General features: G+C 38.5%; 19 protein-coding genes. 6 read left to right on the top strand and 13 right to left on the bottom strand.

Annotated features, from left to right (window positions below; all coding sequences use genetic code 11):
* Positions 1-253 precede the first annotated feature (253 nt).
* The 10 genes from DRF67_RS20565 to DRF67_RS20610 form a co-directional block, all read right to left on the bottom strand.
* Positions 254-700 (bottom strand): hypothetical protein, encoded by a 447-nt coding sequence (locus DRF67_RS20565; protein ID WP_115930174.1) that lies wholly within the window; start codon positions 698-700, stop codon positions 254-256.
* 32 nt (positions 701-732) lie between these two features.
* Positions 733-1,095, bottom strand: coding sequence for a hypothetical protein (locus tag DRF67_RS20570; protein WP_115930175.1), 363 nt, complete (start codon positions 1,093-1,095; stop codon positions 733-735).
* 4 nt (positions 1,096-1,099) lie between these two features.
* Entirely contained in the window at positions 1,100-2,071 is a 972-nt protein-coding gene (locus tag DRF67_RS20575; RefSeq protein ID WP_115930176.1) for an endonuclease/exonuclease/phosphatase family protein, read from the bottom strand.
* A 75-nt stretch (positions 2,072-2,146) separates the two neighbouring features.
* Positions 2,147-3,139, bottom strand: a complete 993-nt coding sequence (locus tag DRF67_RS20580; protein WP_228435877.1) for an endonuclease/exonuclease/phosphatase family protein — start codon at positions 3,137-3,139, stop codon at positions 2,147-2,149.
* A 9-nt stretch (positions 3,140-3,148) separates the two neighbouring features.
* A complete protein-coding gene (locus tag DRF67_RS20585; protein ID WP_115930177.1) occupies positions 3,149-3,877 on the bottom strand; it encodes a rhomboid family intramembrane serine protease in 729 nt (242 codons plus the stop codon).
* A 5-nt stretch (positions 3,878-3,882) separates the two neighbouring features.
* Positions 3,883-5,676 (bottom strand): DNA mismatch repair endonuclease MutL, encoded by a 1,794-nt coding sequence (gene mutL, locus DRF67_RS20590; RefSeq protein ID WP_115930178.1) that lies wholly within the window; start codon positions 5,674-5,676, stop codon positions 3,883-3,885.
* Positions 5,677-5,990: 314 nt separating this feature from the next.
* A complete protein-coding gene (locus DRF67_RS20595) occupies positions 5,991-6,818 on the bottom strand; it encodes a YoaK family protein (protein WP_115930179.1) in 828 nt (275 codons plus the stop codon).
* Positions 6,819-6,847: 29 nt separating this feature from the next.
* Positions 6,848-7,342, bottom strand: coding sequence for a hypothetical protein (locus DRF67_RS20600; protein WP_115930180.1), 495 nt, complete (start codon positions 7,340-7,342; stop codon positions 6,848-6,850).
* A gap of 219 nt (positions 7,343-7,561) precedes the next feature.
* Entirely contained in the window at positions 7,562-8,965 is a 1,404-nt protein-coding gene (locus DRF67_RS20605; protein WP_115930181.1) for a sensor histidine kinase, read from the bottom strand.
* Positions 8,966-8,968: 3 nt separating this feature from the next.
* Positions 8,969-9,676, bottom strand: a complete 708-nt coding sequence (locus DRF67_RS20610; protein WP_115930182.1) for a response regulator transcription factor — start codon at positions 9,674-9,676, stop codon at positions 8,969-8,971.
* A 979-nt stretch (positions 9,677-10,655) separates the two neighbouring features.
* On the opposite strand from DRF67_RS20610, the gene DRF67_RS20615 reads away from it, so the two are divergent.
* The 6 genes from DRF67_RS20615 (at position 10,656) to DRF67_RS20640 (ending at position 19,928) form a co-directional block, all read left to right on the top strand.
* Positions 10,656-11,225 carry a helix-turn-helix domain-containing protein gene (locus tag DRF67_RS20615; protein WP_115930183.1) on the top strand — a complete coding sequence of 190 codons (570 nt, stop codon included), beginning with the start codon at positions 10,656-10,658 and terminating at the stop codon, positions 11,223-11,225.
* A gap of 506 nt (positions 11,226-11,731) precedes the next feature.
* Positions 11,732-14,557, top strand: a complete 2,826-nt coding sequence (locus DRF67_RS20620) for a TonB-dependent receptor (protein ID WP_115930184.1) — start codon at positions 11,732-11,734, stop codon at positions 14,555-14,557.
* Between the two features lie 9 nt (positions 14,558-14,566).
* The gene (locus tag DRF67_RS20625; protein WP_115930185.1) at positions 14,567-15,871 is read left to right on the top strand and encodes a DUF5690 family protein; all 1,305 of its coding nucleotides are present in this window, start codon (positions 14,567-14,569) and stop codon (positions 15,869-15,871) included.
* Between the two features lie 11 nt (positions 15,872-15,882).
* Positions 15,883-17,037 carry a TIGR03364 family FAD-dependent oxidoreductase gene (locus tag DRF67_RS20630; RefSeq protein ID WP_115930186.1) on the top strand — a complete coding sequence of 385 codons (1,155 nt, stop codon included), beginning with the start codon at positions 15,883-15,885 and terminating at the stop codon, positions 17,035-17,037.
* A gap of 1 nt (position 17,038) precedes the next feature.
* A complete protein-coding gene (locus DRF67_RS20635; protein WP_185142140.1) occupies positions 17,039-17,713 on the top strand; it encodes an HAD-IA family hydrolase in 675 nt (224 codons plus the stop codon).
* Between the two features lie 361 nt (positions 17,714-18,074).
* Entirely contained in the window at positions 18,075-19,928 is a 1,854-nt protein-coding gene (locus DRF67_RS20640; protein ID WP_115930187.1) for an alkaline phosphatase family protein, read from the top strand.
* Positions 19,929-19,997: 69 nt separating this feature from the next.
* Here DRF67_RS20640 and DRF67_RS20645 read toward each other — a convergent pair whose 3' ends face one another.
* The 3 genes from DRF67_RS20645 to DRF67_RS20655 are packed head-to-tail and all read right to left on the bottom strand — an operon-like array spanning position 19,998 to position 22,325.
* Positions 19,998-20,483: a GNAT family N-acetyltransferase gene (locus DRF67_RS20645; RefSeq protein ID WP_115930188.1), complete on the bottom strand. Its 486-nt coding sequence runs from the start codon at positions 20,481-20,483 to the stop codon at positions 19,998-20,000.
* 13 nt (positions 20,484-20,496) lie between these two features.
* Positions 20,497-21,912, bottom strand: coding sequence for an aminotransferase-like domain-containing protein (locus DRF67_RS20650; protein WP_115930189.1), 1,416 nt, complete (start codon positions 21,910-21,912; stop codon positions 20,497-20,499).
* Positions 21,913-21,953: 41 nt separating this feature from the next.
* A complete protein-coding gene (locus tag DRF67_RS20655) occupies positions 21,954-22,325 on the bottom strand; it encodes a hypothetical protein (RefSeq protein WP_115930190.1) in 372 nt (123 codons plus the stop codon).
* Between the last annotated feature and the right edge of the window lie 37 nt (positions 22,326-22,362).

Consider the following 22,362-nt stretch of genomic DNA (forward strand, 5'->3'; position numbering starts at 1 on the left):
AAAATAATAAAAAGTTATTTCCGTAAAATTTTTTGAGCTGTAAGGGCTCAAAATTTTCCAGAATAACTTTTTAACTTACACAGTTAGTGAGATACTACCCAGTCTTTATACTACTTACATTTTCTCTTTCGAAGTGCGTGTAGAAGGATTTAACTTACCATGACTATAGGGAGAGGGAGAAGGCATTTTCAGCTTTCCTCTTCTGACTTCCAACCATAAAAAAACCGCAGCTGAATTCAGCTGCGGTTTTTTCTTATTTGCTTAAATCTTCTTTTACTTTTCTGGCAGCTTCCTCTACTTTGGAAGCGCCTTTTTTAGCAGCCTCTTTAGCATCTTTCCCTACTTCCTGGGCACCACTTTTAATATCTTTTCCTACCTTATTGGCTTCAGACTTGATATCTTGTCCTGCTTTGTTCAGATCCTGTTTTGTCTTATCGGCAGTCGCATCAATTTTATCTTTGGCTTTCTGGGCAGCGTTATCTATTTTATCTCCAGCTTCGTCCACTTTCGTTTTAACATCTTCTTTGGCTTTGTTAATCTTTGAAGTGTCTACAACATCAGAGGGAGTTTCCGTAACAGTTGTACTGGTAGTGGTTACTGATCCGTCAGGGTTTTCCACCTGTTCTGTTTTTGTCGTTGATTTGGTACACGCAACAGCGAATACAGAGATCGCCAATGCTGCAATAATTTGCTTTTTCATATTTTATATTTTTTTAATATATGTTTTTTGATTTATTCTGTTTTGGCTGCGCCGGCAGGTGATGATTCCGGAGCCTTTTGTTTCTTTTCAGATTCTGCTTTTTTCTTTTCTTCCTCCAGTTTCTTTTTATTTTCTTTTTCAAGCTCTTCTTTCAGCTTTTTTTCTTCCAGCTGAACTTTTAGAGCCTGCTTTACCGAATCGCGATATTGGGGTGATGACATTCTTATTTTGCGGGCTATATCTACCGAAACTGCTCCGTTGGAAAAAGAATCAATTGCTGTCGTATCATAATGAACTTTCACGCGCTCCTCACCCACAAATCCTGATGATTCTTTCTTTGAACAGGCTGTAAGCAAAATAATAAAAATGAATACTGCAGGCAGAAAATTTTTCATGGAACTAATTTAGCAGAAATTCTGCAATTACAGGATAATGATCCGATAATTTCACAGTTTGATCTACTTTATAGCTCAGGGGGATAATTGATTTTGAAGTGAAAATATAGTCTATCCTCAATGGAACCTTATAGTCATGAAAACTGCTAGCACTCCCTTTTCCAGCAACCAAAAATGCATCCTGCAAATCTTTCCCCAAATTATAGTATTCGTAAGAATTGGGAACAGAATTAAAGTCACCGGCCAATATTACAGGATAAGGAGAGAGATCGATCACTTTTCTAATCTTTTTAACCTGGTCTTCATGAGCCTGAAATGTAGGAATCATGTGAGAAAGAAGCTTCGATATATTCCCGGCACCTAAAGCATCAAGTTTGGTAAACATCGATTTATCAAGCCTGAACGGCTCAAGGTAAACGTTTACAATACGAATAATCTTACCGTTGATATCCACATCCGCATAGAAAGAATTTCCTCTTGCCTGTTCCTCAATAATCTCCGCCTGTCGTACAATCTTATGTTTTGTTTTCAGAATTACCGAAGGATATTTTATCAGATCCTGTCTTAAAGCTCTGCTGGTATCTTTTTCCTGAACCAATACAATATCTGCGTTCTGTTCTTTAATATAGTCTTTTACCTTATCCCATCCGTAATCACCATACTTTACATTAAAAGTCAGCACTTTAATGTCACGTATGCTTTTTACATTTTCTACTTTGGGTGAGAAATTGATCCACCTTCTTATTGGATTATAAAAAAGGAAAGTCCCCAAGGCAAAAGCAATTGCAATTTTGTTTTTTTTAAAAATCCAGACTATTGTCAGGATAATATGCGCAAATATCAGATAAGGAAAAGCCAGAGAAAGAAGGTTAAGATTCCCCAAAAGATTTGGCGGAACCCAGGCATTTCCGAGGGTACATAGCAATAAAACAGCAATAATAATATGTATAAACAGTAGTATCTGATTAGGCTTCATGAAAAAAACGGTCTTGGTACGTATTTTTTTAAGCAAAAACCCTACCAAGCAGGTGAATTTTAACTATTTTTATGATTATTTGTTGTTCAATGAAAATTCTGAAATGACCGGATAATGATCTGAAAGACTGACAGAACGATCTACACGGTACGAAACAGCCTGTAATGACTTTGAAGAAAAAACATAATCTATCCTGATGGGAAATTTATAATCATGAAAGCTGGTAGCACTTCCTTTTCCCGCTGTCAGAAATGCATCCTGAAGATCCTCTGACAAGTGATAATATTCATAGGAATTGGGTACAGAATTGAAATCACCTGCTAAAATAACAGGATAGGGAGAATTTTCTACGGCCTCCCGAATAAGGGATACCTGATCCTGATGCGTCTTAAATGTAGGAATAAGCCTTTTTACAATATCCTTTACTTTCTGCTCATTAGCATCGGTATCTCCATTAAGCTTTACCATTTGTTTTTCAAACTTAAAAGGAAAAAGATAAACATCAATAAATCTATAGATTTTTCCCTGTATTTCAATGTCGATCTGCATTCCCGGTATTTTATCATCATCATCCTGAGGTCTTAAAACCTTCTGACTGATGATTTTATGCCGCGTCAAAACTGTAAGGACCCCATTTGGACTTACTATCTCATATCCCTTGAGTCCATAACTCTTCCCGGCATCTTCCTGCAGGAGAATAACATCTGCTTCCTGAGCTTTTAAATAAGCATTCACCTCCGCCCTATCCTTCATCCCGGTTTTGGTATTGAAAGAAACAACTTTGATATCTGCATTTCCTTTCTTTTCAGCAGAATAATTTACCCATCTTTTCACAGGCTGCATAAAAGCCAGTCCCGCAAACATGAATATAAAAGCCCTTTTTTTCCAGCTGACCACCCAAAAAATTGTCAAAACAATATACAGGATGATAAGGACCGGAAAACCCAGAGACAACAGATTGAACCATGGAAAAACCTTAGGAGGTACATAAGCATTCAGCAGGGAACCCAACAGCAGAAATAAAATTCCAAGATGGGCGATCAATAATATAAGGCGGAAAATCTTCACAAAAATAGTTTAATTGAATCTGTACAGGTGCTTTTTCCAATTTCGTGCCAACAGCCATCCTACCAAAGCGCCACCAACGTGAGCAAGGTGTGCAATACCGCCTCCTTTTCCGGAAACACCAAGATATACAGAGATCACTACAATAATTGGCAGCAGGTACTTAACTTTAATCGGAACCGGGATAAACATGATTCCTATTTTAGAATCCGGATATAATGTTGCAAAAGCAGCGACTACCCCAAAAATAGCTCCGGAAGCACCCACCATAGGCGTTGTAGTAATGTCCTGAAGGCTTCCCAGGAGCTCCTTTTGTCTTAAAACAGCCTCTGAACTTCCAGCAAGTTCTATTTTTGCTCCGGACAGATAGGCTCCCACATTCACACCCAACTGCTGTAGTTCAGCCGAAATCTGTTGGACTTCTACAAAATTCCACAGATTAAAAAGGAAAAAAGCTCCCAAGCCACTGGCAAAGTAAAGAATCAGATACTTCTTATCCCCTAATGTCTGCTCAAGAACAGGACCGAAACTGAATAATGTAAACATATTAAATAAAATATGCATCAGTCCTCCATGCATAAACATGTGGGTAATAATCTGCCAGGATTTAAAGTATGGTGAAAACGGATAAAAACCCGCCAGGTAACCAATAATCTGGTTTCCCATTAAAGACGTAACAATAAATACTATAACATTTATAATAATGATATTCCTTGTAATCGGCGGTATATTATTAAACATAATTTTTAAAATTTGTTTTTAAAATCGTTGAACGGAACTTCATAAAAGCATCTTTTGCCATCCGGCAGAAACTCCGGAAAGCCTAATGCCGTAAAATCTTTGATAACCTGTTCCGCATCTTTCTTATAGATAAAGTCAAATCTTGATTTCGACTGCATTTTATTCCATTGATTATGATAATACTGCATAAATTCTTCTTCCGTTTTGTACTCCAGGATCTCAAAAAGGTTTTCCAGGAACTTCATCGCCTGGGTTTCTTTAAGCCCTTCAGGAAGTGAATCTATGCGGAGTACACTTTCATGAGCAATTTTCATGTCAAACCCTAATTCCGGAAGATATTTTTTGATCGAATTGTATTTATTTTTTTCGATCTCATTCATATGATATTCCAGAGAGAATAAAAGGGCGTGGCTGTTTGTATTTGATTTTCTGGTAGATTTGTTATTTTCGGAAACCAGTAACCTGTGCATTCTCCCAAGATCCAGCATAAGAGTCACATCTCCTTTATTGAAAAGCCAATATCCGTTCGGAAGTCTCATCAGGTCTTCATCAAAATCTTCATCTTCAAATAAATTGATTTTCGAAGGCTCTGCGGTAATGTTCTGATGATACATTTCAGTAAGGTTCTGAATTTCTTCCGGGTGTACTACATTTTTTTCTTCCAAAAACGGATTGTAGTCCTTATCCACGATGATTTCAGGCATTTTGATTACACCACTGCTGCCTCCGCCATTACTTTTGCTGGGAATCGGCTTGTTCATCATTTCGTCCAATTCCGGATCTCGGTCAAAATCAAGGCTCGGAGATACATTATAAATCCCTAGCGATCTTTTGATCGTAGAGCGGAGCAGTGCAAAAATGAGGTGTTCATCTTCAAACTTTACTTCCGTCTTCTGCGGATGGATATTCACGTCTATTTTTTCAGGATCCAGCTCCAGGAAAAGGAAAAAAGAAGGGACGTATCCGGGCTGAAGCAATCCTTCGAAAGCTTCCTGTACTGCTTTATTAAAGTATGGGCTTCTGAAATACCTACCGTTCACAAAAAGAAACTGTTCTCCTCTGGATTTTTTGGATCCTTCGGGTTTGGCTACGAAACCATGAAGCTTGCACCAGATAATATCTTCCTTAATGGGAATGAGAAGAGGCTGAAGCTTTCTTCCGAAAACATCCACAATACGCTGCATCTGACTGCCTTTTCTCAGTCTGAAAACGGCCTCATCATCATGAAACAAAGAAAACTCAAGGTTTTCGTGTGCTAACGCAACACGTTGAAACTCATCAATTACGTGTCTGAATTCGATATTATTATTTTTCAGGAATTTCCTTCTTGCCGGAACGTTATAAAAAAGGTTTTTCACCAGAAAGTTGGATCCTTCTGCAGTCTGCACCGGATCCTGAAACTGAAACACTCCCCCTTCTATATAGATATTGGTTCCGATAGAGCTGTCTTTTTGTTTTGTTCGCAGCTCTACTTGGGATACAGCCGCAATAGATGCCAGCGCTTCTCCGCGGAATCCTTTAGTCGCAATTTTGAAGATATCTTCCGTTCCCCGGATTTTGGATGTCGCATGTCTTTCAAAAGCCATACGGGCATCTGTTTCAGACATTCCTTTTCCGTCGTCTACCACCTGTATAAGATTTTTACCGGCATCTCTGATGATCAATTCAATTTTTGTTGCATCTGCATCTATAGCATTCTCCAAAAGCTCCTTGACAATGGATGCAGGTCTCTGCACCACCTCTCCAGCGGCAATTTGGTTGGCTACATGATCCGGTAAAAGCTGAATAATATCTGACATAAAAACGTAAATCAACTTACAAAAATAGACAATGAAAACGGGAATTAAAATACTAAAACCGTGATTTAATATTTAATTATCAACATTTTTCCATATTTATCCCCATTCGATTTTTTTTCTGTTTGTATTGAAGGGCTTTAACTACCGGCTTATTCTGCATAGGTATTTTTATTTTTGAGACTTGCCGAATAGATCAACCAGGATCAAAACAGATCTGGCTGCAAAATCGTATTCACAAAAAAACACCCTTCTTCCAGATAGAATAAGGGTGTTCACAGCTAGTTTATACAAAAAATTAATATGATATTTATATTTTAGTCTTCAAATACAAGCTTTCTCTTCTTTTCATTTTTAGGGATTCCATGAATCTTTTCATATAAATAAGCTAAGAGATTTGGCTTTTTATAGATCCTGTTATATCTGTATCTTGTGTTGAAGTGTCTTATATGAATTTTATAGGCATCATATCCGATCACGATCAGAAGACAGAAGCTGATCACATAGAACACTCTGAATTCCAGATAGTAATACGTTAACCCTGAAAATACAGCTCCTAAAACATAGGCAATCATAATGCTCATCAGTAATTTTGCTCTTCCGATAAGCTCTCCGTTTTTTCTGTATTTCTTTTGGGTAAACATGGATACCAGAATTCCCAGGTCGGTGGTTGTTCCTGTAAGGTGGGTAGTTTTCACTGAAAAGTTGGAAATACTGGCTGTTAAACCATTTTGCAGACCGGTAGCAAAAAGCATCAATGCCACGAGATACTCGGTTTCTTCCAGTGTTTTCTGATAATAAAACTGTCCGTACACCCCTACAAAGAGTAAGCATATGATTTCCAGCACAATCGGCATGGCATGGGCAAAATATTTACTTTTCTTATTAAAGTTGATCACAATAAAATTGGATACAAAACTTCCGAAGAAGAATAAAAAGATCCATCCGCCTACCACAGCTACCTGTGTCCAGTTTGCTTTACTGATTTCCGCTGCCAGAACAGCATAGTGCCCTGTTACGTTGGAAGTAAAAGAGAGAAATATCAATAGGGAAGCAATATTTATAGTACCTGCCGTAAATGCAGTCAGCGTCCCCAATCTGATATTGTCTCCCAGTGTCCTGCTGTTACTATAATTTCTTAACATTTTTTATCTTTTTAATAGTGTTTAACTTTTTAGACTTCCACAAAGATCTCTGCCAGCCTTCCTCGCTCAGGAAGCCTTTCTTGTACTTCAATGGTAATTTCTCTGGACTGGAGTTCTTTGCATTTTTTGATATAAGGGACAAGATCAAACTTACCTTTACCCTTACTTTTAATGGCTGAAGAATAATACGCCTCTTCAATATTTTCTGCTTTTACATACTGGTTGAATGTTCTCTGAAAGCTTCCTGTAAAAACATCACAAGTAATTCTGTGAACAAGATGAGGATATTTGTTTTTGATAATAGCATAGGCATCACAAAACTCCAGTGGCCTGATCTTATTAAAAATTGATGTTTTGGTATTGAATAAAAGATCTCTGATGGAATCTCCTGAATCATATCCTGAAGTAAGGATGATGTTGTACTGATTCTGATCTTCTGCTGCATCTTTTTCCTTCAGCACTTTTTTTAATATATTCAATGACTCAAGGGTGTAATCTGTAGCAATTAAAATTGTTTTAGCCATGTTCTTATTATTTTGTATTGTGTTTATCTTTTTTGATAATACAAAACTAGAACGACCAAATTAAAACATCTTTGGAACGGAATTAAAATGTGATTAAAGAGATTAAAATGAGATTAGAAAATTGTTAATAGGAATTAACATAGGAGCAAAGGATCATAGAAAAACCCCATAAACACCAGGGAAACAGACCGACTGATGTATGATAACTCCTCTTTCGCTTTATAGATTTTCTTTCTGCATACTATAAAAATTCGGGAAACGCATCTGCACGGTAGTCCCCTGGTTCTCATGCGAACTTACGATGAGTTCTCCATGATGCATCCTTACAATGTTTCTCGCTAACGGAAGACCGATTCCATAGCCTTCATAGTTATTGGTATTAGAGGCTCTGAAGAATGGGTCGTAGATTTTATTCATTTCCACTTCGGGAATTCCGATCCCATTATCTTTTACAATAATATAAACATCGGTATCTGTGGCTCCCAGGGAAACCTTGACTTGTTGAAAGTTAGAATATTTACAGCCATTACTAATGATATTAGCCACAGCAAGATGCAGCAGCTGCTCATTCCCCTGAACTTTTAGTTTTTTAGGGTTATCAGGAAGCATGCTGATATCCAGGTAAATATTGTTCCTGGCATCTATTCTTCTTAGTGTTTCAATAACATCCCAAAGCAGCTGATCGATTCTTACTTTATCCATTTTCTGAATCTTACCGTCGAATCCGGTCTGGGCAATCATGAGCAAGGCTTTAATCTTTTTATCCAGTTTTTCGGCTTCATCCAGAATAATGCCGAGGGTCTCCTTATATTCATCGGCAGTTCTGCTGATGGAAAGCGCCACATCCGCTTCTCCCATAATAGAGGTAAGAGGAGTTCTCAGCTCGTGCGAAACATTTCCAATGAGATGGTTTTGAGTTTCGAAGGACGTCTCTATCCGGTTGAGCATATCATTGAAGGTATCTACCAATTCGTTCAGTTCCTTATTATCCGGATGTGATTCCAGCCTTAAGTGAAGATTTTCTGAACTTATTTCCTTTACTTTTCCTGTAATTTTTAAGATAGGTTTAAATAAAGTTTTAGACAGATAAAATGAAAATATCATACTGAAGAACAGTGAAAGAACGATACAGGTAAGCAGGGTCCGTTTTAGAAAGCCAAGATAATACACCACATAATGGTTTTTAGCAGATGCGATGGCTATATAATCTTTATCGTCGTATCTGAAGCTCTGCCCTATATAATAAAATTCCTTGTCATTGTAGTTCGATTCTCCCTCTCTGATGATATTCTTAAAGAAATAGGCGGGAATATGTACCTCCTGGGAAATCTTTTTGAAATTTGAATCGGTAGGAACTGCGAAAACATAATCTTTTTCCATCGGAAGCTCCTCGTCATTAAGACTGTTGAGAATATAGTTTTCCGGAAGATCCAGATGGTCCTTGCTTTTTTCGATCTGAACAATAGTTGCCGTCCTGATCTTCAGCAGCTCATAAAACCTCTGGTGCGAAAAATTAACGATAGAAAAGTAAACCAAACCACTGAACAGCAATATGATGGCTGTAAAAACCAACATTAAAAGCACCATCGTTTTGGTCTGATTTGTAATCACTTTATTAAACATCCATTATGTTTTTTTCAATACATATCCCATTCCTATCACGGTATGAATTAACTTATTATCGTCGTGACTATCGAGCTTTTTTCTGAGATAATTGACATAGACATCCACAACATTGGTTCCCAGCTCATAATTAACTCCCCATACGGCATCCAGAATTTCCGCTCTTGAAATTACTTTTTCAGGGTTATTAAGAAAATACAGCAGCAATTTATATTCCGTAGAGGTCAGGGTAATCTCTTCTCCGCCGCGGGTTACTTTTTTGGTATAGTCATTTACGGTAAGATCCGAAAACTGAAATACATGTTCATTATCCGGTTCCGGTTCCAAGGTTTCCTGCGGACCGTTGTTATTGCTTCTTCTCAACAGAGACTTCACACGGGCAACCAGCTCTATGAATTTAAAAGGTTTTACCAGATAATCATCACCCCCGCTTTCCAGGCCAAGGACAATATTCTCGGAGGTTCCCAAAGCCGTCAAGAACAAAATTGGAACACTCTGATTGGTCTTTCTTATTTCCTTACATACATCCAGACCATTCATTTCAGGCAGCATAATATCCAGGATCACCAGATCAAAATCATTAGCCTGTACCAGCTGTACGCCTGTACGCCCATCAAATGCTACAGAAATTTCATATCCGGTTTCCTGAAGTCCTTTTTTAATAAAAGACACCACGCTGGTTTCATCTTCGATAAGAATAATTTTTTTCATAAATGAAATAAGGAGTTTTACAAAAATAAGGAAATTTTATTGGGATAGGAGTATTGGGAGGAAAAGCTTTTTTAGACTGGAAGAGGAGGCTGGAAAGCTGGACGTTTCCTGAGCAGAATATAGAACTGAAGATTATTTATTGTGATTTGTAACGCTATGCACGCAAAGCTTTTTAAAGTAATGCTTATGAAAACGTTCACAAAGGCGTTTCACTTAGCTATTCAATTTCTTTGCTGAGCGTAGCACCATTGCGTTCGAAAAATAAAACAGCATAATAAAGAGCCTTGCGAACCTTGCGTTTTAATCTTTTCACAAATACTTTCAACGCTATGTACACAAAGAATTGTAAAATGATACTTATAAATATTTACAAAGGCGTTTCACTTAGCTATTCAATTTCTTTGCTGAGCGTAGCGCCATTGCGTTCGAAAAATAAAACAGCATAATAAAGAGCCTTGCGAACCTTGCATTTTAATCTTTTCACAAATACTTTCAACGCTATGTACACAAAGAATTGTAAAATGATACTTATAAAATATTCACAAACGCGTTTCACTTAGCTATTCAATTTCTTTGCCGAGCGTAGCGCCATTGCGTTCGAAAAATAAAACAGCATAATAAAGAGCCTTGCGAACCTTGCGTTTTAATCTTTTCAAAAATACTTTTAACGCTATGTACACAAAGAATTGTAAAATGATACTTATAAAATATGCACAAAGGCATTTCACTTAGCTATTCAATTTCTTTGCTGAGCGTAGCGCCATTGCGTTCGAAGAATAAAACAGCATAATAAAGAGCCTTGCGAACCTTGCGTTTTAATCTTTTCACAAATACCTTCAACGCTATGTGAGCTCATAAACCTTCAACCCTTTCGTTTTTATTTTTTTCATTTTTTACCATTTTACCTTTTCGTGAATTCCTCTCCTTACCTTACAACATATAGAGAATAATACTACCTTTGCTTTTCATTGGATATAACATGAATGACTTTTTAATAGGAATCGGTAAGCGATTAAAGGATATTAGAAAAAAAAACAATCTAACCATCAACGAGCTGGCTTTCAAAGCGAATGTGAGCAATGGTCTTGTTTCCAGGATTGAAAACGGAAGAACAATTCCCTCGCTTCCCGTTTTGTTAGACCTGATCCAATCCCTTGAGATTGACGCCAGTTATTTTTTTGAAGGGGTTGAAAAAAAGTCCAATGCCAAGTTCATCTATGTTCCAAAAGAAAGCCAGCAGGTTATTGAAAAGGAAGTAGAGGCTGAAGGATTCAGGTATATGCATATCTTCAGCAAAAGTCTTCACTCTTTGGGTTTTGAAGCGGTGTTGCTGACTCTTGAGCCCAATTCTAAAAGAGAAAAAGTAATTACTGATGCCTGGGAGTTCAAATATATACTGAAGGGGGTAGTGAAATATGTGATTGATAATGAAGAAGTCATTTTAAAAGAAGGTGATTCCCTTTATTTCAACGGGAAGTTTCCCCATGTTCCGGTAAGCATCAGCAATGAAAGTTGTGTAATGCTTGTTCTTTACTTTTATACTGCTTAATTTTTTATCGCAATGTCCTTTAGGTGGTTTTTGTCAGTGGAAGAATGTTATCATCACTAATACCATGAGATTCTTTGCTGTATTTCTTTGTTTAGCATGCCAGCTCTGAAAGAAACAACAAATATCTGTAGGCCCATTTTTAACCTCTTTTCTTTCGTCAAGGTTGCTTTTTCTCCTATTTTTCAACTTCCCACCTTTTTCAAAAGTTTACAAATATGCAACTTTTGTTTTTACATTCTCTTCTAAGATGAACTCAATATTAACCCAACTAAGTTTGTTTCCGGTAAATTTCAGGCCATTTTAATCTCGAAAAATATTTATCAAAAGTGTTGAAATAGTGAATGTAACCTTATTTCACTCCATTTTCAAGGATTAAATTTCACTGCTTCCCAAGTAAAACACACGTAACAAATACGGCCTATTTATTAAACAATACTTAATACAAAATATTTATATATATTAAAATTATTAGCGTGATTTGCATGAAAAATTTAATATATGTAAAAATGAAAACAAAATTAGAGAAATTACTTACCCTTGTTTTTGTGTGTTTCATTATTTTTGTTTCAGCGCAGAAGCAGTTAATTATAGGAGCTGTTTTTGACGACAGCCAGCCGCTACCCGGAGCGGTAATCAAAATAAAAGGCTTATCTAAAAATATAACAACTGATATTGAGGGAAAATTCACGATCAACGATATCGAAGAAGGCCAATACACCTTACAAATCAGCTACATCGGATATGAGTCTTCAGACATCAATGTTGATCTAAAATCAGAACAAACTGTGGATCTGGGAGCGATCAGGCTTTCTCAACCCAGAAACAATATTGATGAAGTAGTGGTTACCGGAACTTTAAAAAATACGGAAGCACGGGCATTGAACCTTCAGAAAAATGCGATCAATATCACCAATGTAATTGCTTCTGACGGAATCGGAAAGTTACCGGACAGAAATGCTGCAGAGACGGTACAGCGTGTACAGGGAGTGTCTATCGAAAGGGACCAGGGAGAAGGAAGATTTGTTTCCCTGAGAGGACTTCCCCCTTTCTGGGCGTCAACAACCATTAATGGAAACAGGCTGCCCACCGCTGAGGAAGAAACGACTTCAAGAGCGACGGCATTCGACTTTTTTCCTACAGAACTGATCTCGTATGTTCATGTCAACAAGTCTTTTACCCCGGATATCGAAGCCGACGGAATCGGTGGTGGCGTTAATTTTATCACTAAAACTCCACCTATGAAAACAGAATTCAAGGCAACAGTAGGAAGCGGATACAATGCGAAAGCCGATAAGGGAATTTACAATATCGGATTCTTATATGGGGGAAGGACAAAGGATAAAAAATTCGGATATTTGTTCAATTTTGCTCACTTTATCAGAAACTGGTCTACGGATAATTTTGAAGCGAGACGAAGTGGAGATCAAGGAGTTTTCAGGCTGGAGCTTCGTGATTATAATGGAGTTCGAAAAACAACAGGAATCAATACGGCATTTGAGTATGTGCTTTCTCCAAAAACTACATTCTATTTAAAGGGAATGTATGGTACCCTTTCGGATGACGAAACACACTACAAACAGAGGATCCGCTTTGATAAATTCAGCAGTGCCAGCAATACGGCGAGAGTAGAGCTTCAGAATATCCACAACTTACTGATTACGGAGCTTACCTCTGTTTCTTTGGGAGGTATTCATCAATTAAATAAAGGAAAAATTGACTGGGATCTCTCTTACTATGACAATAAGTTCAAATATGGCAATATTCCCGACAAGCAGAATAATTCATACTATGTCATCAAGTACACCCAATCCGGCGTAGGCATCAATCCTGGTTATATTTCAGATCTTGGAAACGGCCCCAGAGCATATTGGAAAGCGGACGGTGGAAAGCTGGATTATAAAAACCCTGATGCATTATTCGGTTTCTACAGCGATCCGAACTTTAAAACAGACGCCTCCCAGATGAGATTTACAGATCTTGAATTTTATAAGGTTTTTGTGGAAGAAAAAGATAAGATTGTAGCGGCCTTCAACCATGAGATCAATGCTTCTGATAAATTGACTTTAAAATATGGATTCAAATACAGAGACAAAGAACGTAATGCAAAATTCTCAGATATTTTTTATAACTGGAGCAACGGAACAGCCCCACTTCTGTCTGATTTTTCACAATATAGTACGACACAGCCTAATGGGCAGAGATATTTAAGTGAAATGAATGCCCATATTGGGAACAGCTTTGGGCCGGTATTGTCTACGACAGGAATGAACCAGTTCTGGTATCAGAATCATGGAAATTTAAAAATCAATACTGCGGATTCCGAAGCATTGGAATACAATAAAGCATTAGGAAGAAACTTTGATGTGTTTGAAAAGCATGCAGATGCATATGGAATGGCAACGTATAAACTAAATGACAAGATTATCCTTTTAGTTGGAATCAGATTATCGAATACCAATACCAAAGTAAGGGGATACAGCGTAAATGACAATGTACTGACTCCTGTAGAAAACACCAAAAATTACCTCGCGGTCCTTCCCATGGTTCATTTGAAATATACCCTGAACGATAAAACCAACCTCCGTTTTGCTGCAACAAGAACTTTTTCCAGACCGAATTTTGGAGACCTTACGCCGGGAGGGACTTATATTGAAGGAGACAATGAGTTCAAAGGGGGAAACCCGAACCTCAATCCTACTTATTCTTTGAATTTTGATCTGATGGGAGAATACTATTTTTCCAATGTCGGAATCCTGAGTGGCGGAATTTTCTATAAGTCGATTACGGATCCTATTTTCCAGGATTCTTTTATCGGGACCTACAACGGAATGAATGGCGTACAGTTTACGGCTCCCAACAACGGAGATGCCGCGTGGCTGGGAGGTATTGAATTAGGTTTGAATAAAAGGTTTGATTTTCTCCCAGGGTTTTTACGGTATTTCGGGGTTCAGCTGAATGCAACCTTCATGACTTCGGAAATGGAGAAGCCCAGCGGAAGAAAAGTAGCCCTGCCTTACCAGGCGAAGGAATTGTATAATGCTCAGCTTTTCTTTGAGAAAAAAGGATTCAATGCAAGACTGGCATATAACTACAAAGGAAAGTATGCCGTAGAATATGCTGAAGAAGATATTAATGATTCTTATTATGGTAAATACCGCAATCTGGATTTCGGAGGTTCTTATCAATTTACCAAATACCTGACTCTATATGCTGATGTGAACAACATCCTGAACAAACCTCTGATCTATCATTTCGGTAAAAGCGAAGACCGCCCGGAGCAGGTAGAATATTATGGCGTACGATTCAATCTGGGAATAAAACTGAACTTCTAAACGATTACCATGGCCAGAACCATCAATACAAAAACATTCATAACCTTGCAGGCTGCTTTTGCTGCTTTCGGTGTTTACTTCTGCATGTACGGTTTTAGAAAGCCCTTTACCGTAGCGTCTTTCGAAGGACTTGCCTACTTTGGGGTAGATTATAAGATCCTGATTATTATTGCCCAGGCCGTTGGCTATTTTGTTTCTAAATTTATCGGTATTAAATTTATTTCTGAGCTGAAGCCTCAGAAAAGAATCACTTATCTGTTCGTTTTCATTGCCATTGCTGAGCTTGCCTTACTAGGGTTTGCAGCTGTTCCCGCTCCATACAATATTATCTTTATGTTTATTAATGGTATTCCGCTGGGAATGATCTGGGGAATTGTATTCTCTTATATTGAGGGGCGTAAAACCACAGAAATCATCGGTCTTTTTCTATGTTCAAGCTTTGTAGTTTCTTCCGGATTTACAAAGTCTGTGGGAAAATTTCTTATGGATTCTTTTTCGATATCAGAATTCTGGATGCCTTTTTCCGCGGGGTTAATTTTTATCATTCCATTGATTCTTTTCGGACTTCTTCTGGAAAGGATTCCCAAACCTACAGAAGAAGATATTTTGCTTAAAAATAAGCGGCAACCCCTGAATGGAAAGGAAAGAAAAGCGCTGATCCAACAGTTTTTTGTTCCGATCATGTGTATCATATTTCTGTATATCTGTTTAACCGTTTTAAGGGACTTCAGAGATAATTTCAACCGTGAAATCTGGGACGAACTGAATTTTAGTTTTGACAGCTCCATTTTTACTTTAACGGAAATTCCTATTGCCATAATGGTGTTGCTAATTTTAAGTTTTATGGTAAAGGTGAAAAACAATAAAAAGGCATTCGCCTACTACCATTATATTCTTTTTGCAGGAATTCTTACGGTAGGACTTTCCACCTATCTGTTTCAGCAGGGTTCTTTGCCTCCTTTTCTATGGATGACTATCTCTGGCCTCGGAATGTATATCTGCTATATTCCATTTAACGGAATTTATTTTGACCGGATGATCGCTGCTTTTGAAATCAAGGGGAATGTAGGTTTTCTGATTTATACTGTAGATTCATTCGGGTATCTTGGAAGTGTCCTGATTCTGTTGTACAAGAATTTTGGATCGTCTAAGACCTCATGGCTTAATTTCTATATTGATTTAAATTATATAATAACCATCGCAGTATTCGTTCTATCGGCAATTGCTTTTCTGGCTTTCAGGAAAAAATCAAAGCCGAAATCAAACACAAACTCTAATCAATTCATCAATTTCGATACGTCGAAAATTTTATAAATTACAATACAATGACAACAAAATTTGATTTACTCGTTGTAGGAGGTGGAATTTTAGGAACATTCCACGCTTATCATGCGCTGAAGAAGAATCTTAAGGTAGCTTTACTGGAAAGAAATTCTGTTCCTCAGGGGGCCACTGTAAGAAACTTCGGACAAGTGGTACCATCCGGTATGGATCTTAAATGGCAGAACTTCGGAAGGGAAAGCCTGGCCATATACAATGAACTCCATGCTCAGGCAGACCTTACCATCAGACAAAACGGATCTGTCTATATCGCTTCCAATGATGAAGAGCTTCAACTGATTGAGGAGCTTTATGAAATCAACAAAAACAATCATTATACATCTGTTTTATTATCAAAAAACGATTGTATCAAAAAGTATGACGGCCTCCGCTCAGACTATTGCAAAGGAGGTCTGTTTTTCCCACAGGAACTTTCTGTAGATTCAGCAGATATGATTGTGAAACTGCATCAATTGTTGCAGGAGAAGATGGGCTTACAGATTTTCTACAATACAACCGTAGTAGAAACTGGAGAAGACGATCAGAAATGCACGGCTATAACAGCAGACGGAACGGAATTCAATGCTTCTAAAATGATCATCTGTGGCGGACATGAGTTCAAAACTTTATACCCTAAAGTATTCAATGACAGCGATCTGGAAGTCAGTAAACTCCAAATGCTTCAGACTAAACCACAGGGGATTTACTCCCTTCCAGGGAATATTCTTACCGGTCTTTCGGTCAGAAGATATGAATCGTTTGGAGAATGTCCCTCTTTTCAGAAGATCAAGGCTTTAGAGGATCCCAATTCGTTTGAAAAGAAATACGGAATTCATATTTTATTCAAGCAGGCACTTGACGGCTCTGTCATCATCGGAGATTCTCATGAGTATGCTGACGCTAAAAATACAGATGACCTCGGGTATGATCTCAATATGGAGATTGACGAATTTATGATCCATGAGGCTAAAAAAATTATTGATCTTCCTACATATGAGATCCAGAGAAGATGGTTCGGGATCTACTCTCAGTGCAAAACAAAAGACATTTTTGAGCACAGTCCATCTGCCAATATTCATATTATAACAGGTATTGGCGGAAAAGGAATGACGGGAAGCGGGGGCTTCTCCAAATTTAATATTGAAAAAATTTATGGATAAAATGGAATTGAAAAATATAGAATTACTGGTTCTGGATATGGCCGGAACAACAATTGATGAGGATAATGTTGTATACAAAACACTCACCCGCGCTGTGAATGAGTATGGCTATGCAGTAAGCCTGGAAAAGGTTTTATCCAGCTGTGCGGGCATGGAAAAGCTGGAAGCAATTACCCATCTTTTAAAAGAGATCAATGGCAATGAAGATGATGCGCCTGCTATTTTTGAGAATTTTTCTGATCAGCTAAAAGCGTCCTATAAAGATCTTGAGATCAAACCTATTAACGGCACCGAAAATTTTCTGCTGAGCGTGAGGTCTCAACACAAAAAGATTGTATTAAATACAGGATACACCTCTGAAATTGCGCATCAGCTTCTGGATAAGCTCAACTGGAAAGAGAACATCCATTATGACGCCTTGATTACCGCAGATGACGTATCAGAAAGCCGCCCAAGCCCTGAAATGATTCTTCTTGCGATGAAGAAGTTCAATATTAGTGAAGCCCACAAGGTGCTAAAGGCAGGTGACTCTGTGATCGATATTGAAGAGGGGAAAAATGCAGGCTGCGGACTGACGATTGCGGTCCTATCAGGCGCACAAAACAAAGAGGAACTGCAAAAGGCAGCTCCCGATTACATTCTGAATACCATTTCTGAGGTTGAGGGTATTTTGTAATCACCTCTTTTTCAACCGATCTTTTTTACTTATTCTTTGCACAAATATTTTCATGAAAACCCTGGAAATGTTTGTGCTTTTACCTTCTTAATGACGGAGACTGTAATACGGCAATTGAATATTGGCCAAAGCCGGATATTTTTTGGTAAACTTTTGTGAGTGGAGACTCGTCAGATTGCACATCAAATAAAGTCATTTTCTTTTGTGGCTTGTGTTGTCAAACATTTCAACCTTTTGTGAATTTGTTAATTATCAATTAATTCATTTTCAGTTCACACATGTTTACAAATACTAAACTAATTTTACAATAGTTAAAAATAAATTACTATTTGTAAACTTTTTATTTCAAAACCCTTTTCCCATGAAAACAAAACTATTCTCAATGGTTGTCGTAATGAGCTCTTTCTTTGGAGCGCAGACCAAAAAAGTACTTTTTATCGGTATTGACGGATGCCGGGCAGATGTTATGATGTCTACCCCCACTCCAAACATCCAGAACCTCATCAGCCAGTCGATCTATTCCATCGACGGACTTTGTGCTGCCACTACCTGGAGTGGAAACGGATGGAGCACGATGCTTACTGGAGTTTGGCATACCAAACACAATGTTCAGGATAATAATTTTACCCATCCAAACTACATCAATTATCCTGATTTTCTAACAAGAGCAGAGACTTACAATCCTAACCTGAGAACTATTTCTCTGGCTCACTGGGCACCCATTAATGATAAGATTATACAGCAGGCCGATGTTAAAACCAATCTGGCAACCGATCTTGCTGTAAAAAATGCAGCCGTGACCGCTTTGCAGAATGACAATCCTGATATACTCTTTGTAGATTTTGATGATGTGGACCATGCGGGCCATTCGTACGGGTTCTCTTCAAGTGTTCCTCAATATGTATCTTCCATTAAAACAGTGGATTCATATATTGGAGAAATTGTGACTGCAATGAAAAACAGACCTTCTTACAGCAATGAAGACTGGTTGGTGGTATTGACTACAGATCATGGAGCGGTAGAGAGCTCTCATGGAGGAGGAAATCTTTCCGAGAGAAATATTTTTACAGTGTATTCTAATCCTGGATTTATGCCCCAGCAGATCAGTAAAACGGTTCTGGAGTCCAGTAAAACATTTAATCAATTGAATTTCCCGGCAGGAACGTATGCAAAACCGGCTAATCAAACGGCTTTTAATTTTGGAACGAGCCAGGATTTTACGATTGAATTTTGGGTAAAACCAAATGCAGCTTACTCCAGTGATCCTGTGATGATCAGTAATAAAAACTGGGCCAGCGGAAAAAATAAAGGAATTGTTTTTTCAGGATATTCCGGACAGACTTTCAAGATGAATATCGGTGACGGTACCAACAGAATTGATCTTGTCGGCGGAAAAATGGAAACGAATAAATGGAAACATATTGCGGCAAGCTTTGACAGAGATGGGCTTGTGACGCTTTATGAAGATGGAGTTCCGGTTACTTTTGCTAAAATGAACTCCATTGGAAATATTGACTCCGGGCTTCCTTTAACATTAAATCAGGATGGAACGAATACCTATGGGATCAATCTTGCCGCCTCTTATAAAGATATAAGAATCTGGAAGTCTGCTCTTCCTAATGAGGTAATTGTGAATTGGGCCAGCCAGGATATTACACCATCGCACCCTTATTATTCCCAGTTACTGGCTAACTGGAGATGTAACGAAACCTCAGGAAATACGTTAACAGACTCTGGCCCCAATGGAAATAATATGACGACAACAGGTTCTCCTACCTACAATGCCAATACAACCCATACCTTCAAAATGTACGATTATACGTCAACGACAAGAGAAACAGACCACTTCCCTACCGTATTGAACTGGCTTTGTATTCCGGTACAGTCTTCCTGGGGAATAGATGGGGTCAACAGAATTCCGGTATGTTCCAAGGGAACACTGGCAGCAAGAGAAACAAAGGCAGCTGCGCCTGGTTTTAAAATATATCCTAATCCTGTGTCAACCGTCGTAAGCATTCGGTATCAATCTGAAGATAAGGAAATTAAAGCAGAAATTATCGCCGGTAAGGGATCACATATTTCAACAAAGCACCTGCAATCATCCAACGGATATTATGATGAAAAAATAAATGTTGAAACCCTTCCTGCGGGAACTTATTATATTAAAATCACCGATAGCAGAAAGTCACAGACCCAGACTTTCATTAAAAAATAAAACAGCAAAACATTTAGATTTAATTTTGATATTAGAACAAGGATATTCCTATCTGAGTTCTAATATTTTTTATTTATTGAGGTACAGCTCCATCTGTACATCTACACGGTCATATCCTGCATTGGTAACGGGAATATGCTGGAAGCCCAGTTTTTCGTAAAGTCTGATCGCCGGAACCAGCATGGAATTGGTAACCAAAAAGACTTTTTCCGCTTTTAAGTCTTTTGCTTTTTCCACAAGAGCATTTCCCAGCAGATAGCCCAGTTTTTTACCCTGCGCTTTAGGGCTCACTGCCATCTTGGACAGTTCAAAAATAAGAGGGTTGTCATGGGTTTTCACCAGTGCACAAGTTCCTACCACTTCACCATCAAGTAAAGCAAAAGCAATGTGCCCTCCTTTATTCAAAATCTCTTCTTCAGGATGATCCAGCAGCTTATAGTCTCCGGGCTCCATGACAAAAAATGTTTTGATCCATTCTTCGTTCAAGGTTTTAAAAGCTTCTTTATATTGAGCTTCATACGTAATAATTTTTACTTCATTTTGGGTATCATTCATCGCTTTAGGTGTATTAAAATCTGTTTTTTATCATTTTTCCGAGTTTTTCAAGATCGCTTTCTACCCGATCTGTCCACTCCAGCGCATAGTTTAAACGCATGCAGTTCTGATACTGATTATATTGTGAAAACATTCTTCCAGGCGCAAAATTGACTTTCTGACTGACAGCTTCATCGTACAGGTCTTCTGTACATATTCTTTTGTCCAGCTCCAGCCATAGCATAAACCCGCCTTTGGGTTCAGAAATTTTCGTGTTATCAGGAAAATACTGCGCTACCGATTTTTGAATCTGAAGATAATTGGCATACAGTTTTTTTCGGAACATTCTCAGGTGATGGTCATACCGCCCATGCTCCAGAAAATCCGTGATCACATCTGAAAACAGTGAAGGTCCGCTTACGGTCTGAACCAGTTTCTGACGGATGATCTTCTCTTTGAACTTTCCGGGAGCCACCCACCCTACCCGAAATCCGGGGGCTAATGTTTTAGAAACCGAGCCCGCCCACATCACAATACCTGCCTCATCATAAAATTTGCAAGGCTTTGGCCTTCCGGCTCCAAAATAGATATTCCCATACACATCATCTTCCACTAGGGGAACATTATACTCAGTCAACATTTTAACCAGTTCCTTTTTGTTCTCGTCAGGCATCTGAAATCCCAGCGGGTTGTTGTAATTGACCACAAAACAGCATGCAGAAAGTTTCGGAAGCTCCTTTTTCAAAGCATCAAGGTCTACCCCGGTAATGGGATGGGTTGGGATTTCAACCGCTTTCAGTCCTAACAGCTGAATAGCCTGCAGGATCCCGAAGTAGACAGGACTTTCCACCGCCACCGAATCTCCGGGCTGTGTGACAGCCATCAAACAATTGTATACAGCATTCATCGCTCCCGAAGTAATCACGAGATCATCTTCTGTAATTTTGCCTTCCATCACAATAGACCATTTGGCAATTTCACGGCGAAGAGCTTCACTTCCCTGAACAGGCTCGTAATTGGTCCCGCTGTCACCGTTCCTCTTCATCACATCAATCATACATTTTTTCATTTTGGCGACCGGAAGAAGGCTTTTCCCCGGAATACCCAGAGCAAACTGTGTAACATCCGTGCCTCCAATGGACCCAAATACTTTATCAATAAGGTCCTGGGGCGTATTCTTACCTTCGGAAGCCCTGATCTGGGCAACGGATGGAAGAGCCAGCTTTCTCTGTGAGGTCTGGCTTACATAATAGCCGTATTTGGGCCGTGATTCTACCAGAGACCTGCTTTCCAGCTCCATATAAGCCTGCTTTACCGTGTTCAGACTTACATTATATAACTTCTGGGCGCTTCTTAGTGAGGGAAGTCTTTCTCCAAACTGTAAGGTTTCACTTTTGATCTGCTCCGTGACAGAGTTGGCTATTTTAAGGTACAGAACATCTTTAGGCATTGCATCAGGGTTTTAGGTAAATGTACAATTTTATCACCGCTTTATTCAAGGTTCAGCCAGCTGATCGTTCTGCTGATACTGCTTTTCAACTGTTCCGGATTTCGGAAATTAGGGGCTGTACTTTTTTTGAAGTAGTTTTCCACCTTTAAAGCAAACGCTCTCTTATCAGTTTCTGCAAGACCCCTTTTTTCATAGATTTTAAAACTAATCCTTCCGGTTCCACTAATAATAAGGCTGGCAAACAGTATAATTTCGTTTTTTTTCCTAGCCAAAAAAAATGGAAGCCCAAAATCCTGGTTAACCTTTGACGCATTCTGTATATTCAGAAATATATTTTTCAACGCCCACATATCAGTAATATATACTTCAGCATATTGGACCTGTTCCTTATGATGTTGTACGGTTGTTTCCATAGTTTTTCTTCTTTAGCTAAACAAAATTATGGAGTCT

The organism is Chryseobacterium pennipullorum, from assembly GCF_003384725.1.
GTDB classification, from domain to species: domain Bacteria; phylum Bacteroidota; class Bacteroidia; order Flavobacteriales; family Weeksellaceae; genus Chryseobacterium; species Chryseobacterium pennipullorum.